The organism is Gordonia sp. (in: high G+C Gram-positive bacteria) (assembly GCF_012515855.1).
In the GTDB taxonomy this organism is placed as follows: Bacteria; Actinomycetota; Actinomycetes; order Mycobacteriales; family Mycobacteriaceae; genus Gordonia.
The window spans coordinates 1-5452 of the sequence record NZ_JAAYXO010000036.1 but is presented as its reverse complement, the minus strand read 5'-3'; the positions used below and the strand labels follow the sequence as shown (position 1 = coordinate 5452).

Genomic DNA, 5452 nt, shown 5'->3' with positions numbered 1-5452 from the left:
GAACAAGGCCGCGAGTTGGCCGCCGGCGGTGCCGCCGTCCTGGGTTCGGTTGTCGGCCGGTGGTCGTAGTTCGTCGGCGAGTCGGTCGGCGAGGTCGGTGAGGGCTGTTGGGATGGCTGCTGCGGTGGTCATGACGAATTTCCCCCTGTTGGTGTTGGTTGTTCGTGATGGGTCCTCGCGGGGCGTTCGGGGTCGCCGAACTGTCCGCGAGAGATAGGTGCCTGGTTGGGTGATATTGGTCCGCTGGATTGGTCCGCTGATTTTCCCGTGTGTCGTGGTGCGGGACGGCCGCCGACCCGAGATCCGGGGATTGCACCCCCGGGTCGGGTTGACGGCCTGTCCCGCATGCTCTTTTCCGTCGGCACTCCACCGACTGCCCCTCCAGCCCCTGTGGCCCCGGTAGCAGTCCGTGTCGCCTGTGCGCGACGGCTATGGAGTTCTCAAGGAGCCGAAAGGTGGTCCCGGGTGGGACCGCTTCGTGTGATCTATGTTACAGGTCATGATTGATAAGAACAAGTGTTCGATTCAAGATTCTTGATGTGCTGGGCGCGGGTGCGCGACGAGCTTGTTTGGGGCGAGTGCGGTGAGCAGTCGTGTGCCGAGATTGTGTGTCGTGGCGGTCTCGATTCGCCTGGGTGCTCGCTGCGCTCGCAGCCAGGCACTCGACCAACCTGGGGGCAGCCGGGCACTCGACCAACCGGGACCGGGTGCTCAGGCCTGGATGTCGCGGGAACGGAAGCCCGCGCAGCCGATGGCGATCAGGGCGGCGGCGACGGCGGTCAGGCCAGCGACATCGGGCCAGGAGATGGTGCCGACGTCCGCCGGCACCCAGTACAGGGGCGATATCGCCTGCACCCACGTCGGCAGGTTCAGCAGCGGACCGAACATGCCGACGACGAACACGAAGGCGAGCAGCAGCCACGATGCGACGATCGCGCGTGGCACCCAGCCGTAGAGGGCGAAGGTCAGGCCCGAGAAGATCACGACGGCGGGGAGGTAGGAGATCAGGAGGCCGAGGTAGTCGTTGAATCCCGGATCTGTCATGCCGACGGAGACGGCGCCCAGCCACAGGGCGATCATCGAGAGGGTCAGCAGCACGACCGTCCCGCCGACCGACACCGCGATCTGCGAGCCGAGCCAGCGCAGGCGCGAGACCGGTGTCGCCAGCACCGTTTCGAGTCGGCCCGACGTCTCCTCGCCGCGTGCCCGCTGGCCCATCGCGATCGCATAGGCCGCCGCGCAGATCGCGAGGAAGAGCGCCATCGTGCCGATGAAGGCCGACGCGAACTGGGCCGGATCGGTGCCGAAGAGTTTGCCGAAGGCGGCGTTCTCCTTCACGAGATCGGCGACCATATCGTCGATGGTGCTCATCAACGTCCCGGTGCCGAACCACATCAGTGCGAGTCCGAGCGTGCTCCAGAACAGTGCACCTCGCTGTTGCAGCCAGGCCAGCGCGAGCGGCGACCGCAGGCTCGACCGCGCCGCCGGCCGACCGGGACGGGCGTGCACCAGCCCGGCGCCGAAGTCGCGATGCGAGGAGAGCGCGGCCGCCAACCACAGGGCGATCGCCGTCGCGGCAACCGACAGCAGCATCGGCCACCACCGGAGGTCGACGAACGCACGGGACTGCTGGGCCCACGCGATCGGCGACAACCACGACAGCGGCGATCCGCCGTGCTGACGCACGTTACCCGCGGCCTGCACCACGAAGGCGGCGCCGAACAAGCCGAGGGAGATGCCGATCGCGGTGCGCGCATGCGCGCTGACCTGGCACGCGACCAGCGCGACCGCACCGAACACCAGCGCGACCGCTGACGCGCCGAGTGTCATGGCAAGCGAATCGACCACGGGCACGTCGGATCCGGCCGCGACCATCGCCAGGCCGGACACCACGGCGATCACCAGCAGATTGCCAGCCAGCGTGAGCATCGTCGAGATCGCGGTGGCATGCCGTCCGACGATGCTTGCGCGCACCAACTCCGCGAGGCCGCTCTCCTCGTCGGCGCGGGTATGCCGCACCACATGGAAGATGCTCATCAGGCTCAGTGCGAGAACCAGGTACACAGTTCCCTCGTTGGCGACGGCCACCGGGCCGGTGTAGTGGTCGAGTCCGAAGCCGGGACCGCCCATGATGATCCCGGTGGGAGTGCGCATCACGGCGGCCCGGCCCTGCAGCGCGGCGGCGTCGAAGACGGTGGTCAGTGCGACCATGAAGTAGACGAGAAACAGGGTGATCGATGCCAGCCATACCGCCATGCGCACGCGGTCACGGCGCAGGATGTGCCGCGACATCACGACCGTGCCGGCCAGCGCCGGCCGCTCGGCCGATTTGAGACCTGCGGCGGTCATGACGCGTCCGCTGCCGGGGCGTCACCGTAGTGGCGCAGGAACAGATCTTCCAGCGATGGCGGCGTCACCTGCAACGACTGGACACCGTGACCGGACAGCGGCGCGAGAATCTGGGCGACGGTGCTGTCGTCGACGTTGAACGTGACCCGCAGACCGCTCTCGACCGGCTGGACCGACAGGTCGTGCACCCCGACGATGCGGCCGAGTGCGTCGACGTCCGGGGCCGTCACCACCGCCTGCACGCGAGATCGGGTGAGGTGCCGCAGCTCGGCGAGAGTGCCGCTCTCGACGGCCCGGCCTGCGCGGATGATGGTGACGGTGTCGCAGACCTTCTCCACTTCGCTCAGGATGTGGCTGCTGAGCAGGATCGCCGTTCCCTGCGCGCGCAGTTGGTTCACGTAGTCGGTGAACACCGTCTCCATCAGCGGGTCGAGGCCGCTGGTCGGCTCGTCGAAGATGAACAGGTCGGCATTCGAGGCCAGCGCCGCGACCAGGGCGACCTTCTGCCGATTGCCCTTGGAGTAGGTCCGCCCCTTCTTGGTCGGATCGAGTTCGAAGCGTTCCAACAGCTCGGCTCGACGCGCAGCATCGACGCCGCCGCGCAGGCGCGCCAGGTAATCGATGCATTCACCGCCGGTGAGATTGGGCCAGAGGGTCACGTCGCCCGGGACATAGGCGAGACGGCGATGCAGCGCGACGGCGTCGCGCCAGGGATCGCCGTCGAACATGCGGATCTCGCCGTCGTCGGCTCTGAGCAGGCCGAGCAGGACGCGGATCGCGGTCGACTTGCCTGCGCCGTTGGGGCCGAGGAAACCACGCACCTCCCCGGCGGAGACGGTGAGGTCGAGGTGATCGAGGGCGGTGAAACTGCCGAACTTCTTGACCAGTCCGCGGACGTCGATGACGGTCATGTCGGGCTCCTTGTTCGTGGCGACGGGGAAGGATGGAAGCGGGAGGGCCGGGCTCAGTCGGGCGGGGCGGTGGCCGACGGGTCGCCGAACTGGCGCAGGTAGTCGTCGAGGAAGGCGCCGTCGGTGAAGAGGCCTTCGGTGTAGAGCTCGATCATCGGCGGGCTCATCTCGTGCTGCAGGCGGCGGAACGCCGTGGTCAACTCGGTGGTCTCGCCGTTCATGAGCATGGTCAGCAGCAACGAACCGAGTGAGCTAGTGACCAGATACCGGGCGCGCGCGGGCTCATCGCGGCTCGGCTTGGCCACGCCCTGTGCGACGGCATCGGCGATGTAGGCCTCGGCGTCGACGATCATGCCCTCGACGAACTGTCGTCCCACGTCGCCGCCGGCCAGGACGGACGCCATGATGTACGCGAACATCGGCAGCAGCGCGTCGTCGTCGACGATCGCAGGCAGAAAGCGACCCTGGGCGACGGCGTCGATGTTCTCCGTTTTGACGATCCGGATCCATTCGCGGACGTACTCGTCACATGCGGCGTGCAGGCCGTCTTTGGAGCCGAAGCGTTTGACGATCAGCGCCGCGCTGACGCCCGCGTCGGCGGCGATCCCGCGCAGCGGCGCGCCGAAGCCGTGTCGACCGAAGCTCTCGACGGCCGACGAGATGATCGGATCGACCTCCGTAAACGCGTGTTCACGACTCATGAACTCAGTGTGAACGTCTGTTCACGGCCAGTCAAGGGTCGAGTGAGAGGTCGTGGGCAGGGGTCGCGTCAGGCCTGCTGAGTCCGACGGACCCGCAGTAGATTCACGATCAGCGCCAGGCAGACGATGGTGCCCGCAACCGCGGCGACGCCGAGCGCGATGTCGATCCCGTCCTGTCCCGGGCGAGCGGCAAGGACGGCGCCGACCGCGGCACTGCCCGCGGCTCCGCCGACGGTGCGCAGGACCTGGTTGAAGCTCACCGCGCTACCGACCTCGGAGATCGCGACGTTGCGGGCGATCAACGTCGGCATCGCGGCGTACGCCGCACCCATGCCGAGGCCGAAGAGTGCCATGCCGAGCAGGATCTCCCACAGCGTGTCCTTGGTGAGCCACAGCATGAGGGCCGCCGAGGCCATCACCGTGGCACCGACCGGCAGCATCGCGGCGGTCGACGACGGGTTGAGCCTGCGCACGAACCGGTTTCCCGTGAAACTTCCCACGGACAGCGGGAGCATGACGAAACCGGCCCAGAACAGCGGCAACTCGAGGCCGTAGCCGGTGGCGGTGGGCGCCTGGGCGATGATGCTCGCCGTCGACAGGCTCATGTAGAGGGTGGCGCCGAGTCCGATGGCGGTCGCATTCGCCAACAGCACATCCGGCGACTGGCGAATCACGTGGAGGTTGATCAAGGGGTGGCTGGTGCGCAGTTCGTAGAGCGCCCACGCCACGAGAGTCGCGACCGCGAGGACGCCGAGACCGAGCGTCGACGCCGAGAGCCAGCCCCACGTCGGCCCCTGGCTGACGGCGGTGAGCAGGGAGGCAAGCCCGACGCTGAGCAGGGTGGCGCCGATGACGTCGAACTTTGCGGCCGATCGAGTCTCGTCGCTGTTCGGCACCAGCAGCCAGACCACGATGAACGCGGTCAGCACGAACGCCGCGGCGAACCAGAACGCGGCCCGGAAGTCGGACACGCTCGCGATGACACCGGTCAGCGGATAGCCGATGCCCAGGCCGGTCGCCACGGTCACCGACAGGCTCGAGATAGCCGGATCGACCTGGGCTTTCGCAAGGTGCCGCCGCGCCAGCACGATGGTGACCGGCACGATCCCGTACGACAGTCCCTGCAGTGCCCGACCGATGAGAAAGATCGAGAAGTTCGGCGCCACCGCCGCGACCACCGAGCCGACGAAGATCACCCCGAGCGATGCGAGCAGCAGGGGGCGGGTACCCGGGCCGTCGCTCAATCGACCCATGATCGGCGTCGCGACCGCTCCGACCATCAGGTTGATGGTCAGCATCCACTGCGCCGCACCGACGCCGACGCTCAGGTCGGCCGCGATCGAGGGCACCAGGAGCATGCCGAGCGAGCTGACGACCGAGGTCGTCAGTGCCGCGTAGATCAGGGCCGGGGTGAGGCGTCGACTGTCGGTCACGATGTCAACGTCAGATCCAGCGTCGTGTGCGCCGCACCATCTGAACTGACAGCATCTG

Annotated in this window: 4 protein-coding genes; all 4 read right to left on the bottom strand. The window is 67.6% G+C overall.

Translation table 11 applies throughout. From position 1 onward, the window contains the following. Positions 1–711 precede the first annotated feature (711 nt). Positions 712–2349 (bottom strand): hypothetical protein, encoded by a 1638-nt coding sequence (locus GX543_RS02380; protein ID WP_290849525.1) that lies wholly within the window; start codon positions 2347–2349, stop codon positions 712–714. Further along, on the bottom strand, positions 2346–3260 hold the full coding sequence (locus GX543_RS02375; protein WP_290849524.1) for an ABC transporter ATP-binding protein: 915 nt from the start codon (positions 3258–3260) through the stop codon (positions 2346–2348). The genes GX543_RS02380 and GX543_RS02375 overlap by 4 nt, the downstream gene beginning before the upstream one ends. A 53-nt stretch (positions 3261–3313) precedes the next feature. After that, complete coding sequence (locus GX543_RS02370) at positions 3314–3961, bottom strand: TetR family transcriptional regulator (RefSeq protein WP_290849523.1); 648 nt, start codon at positions 3959–3961, stop codon at positions 3314–3316. Between the two features lie 68 nt (positions 3962–4029). Next, positions 4030–5394, bottom strand: coding sequence for an MFS transporter (locus tag GX543_RS02365; protein WP_290849522.1), 1365 nt, complete (start codon positions 5392–5394; stop codon positions 4030–4032). Positions 5395–5452: the final 58 nt, after the last annotated feature.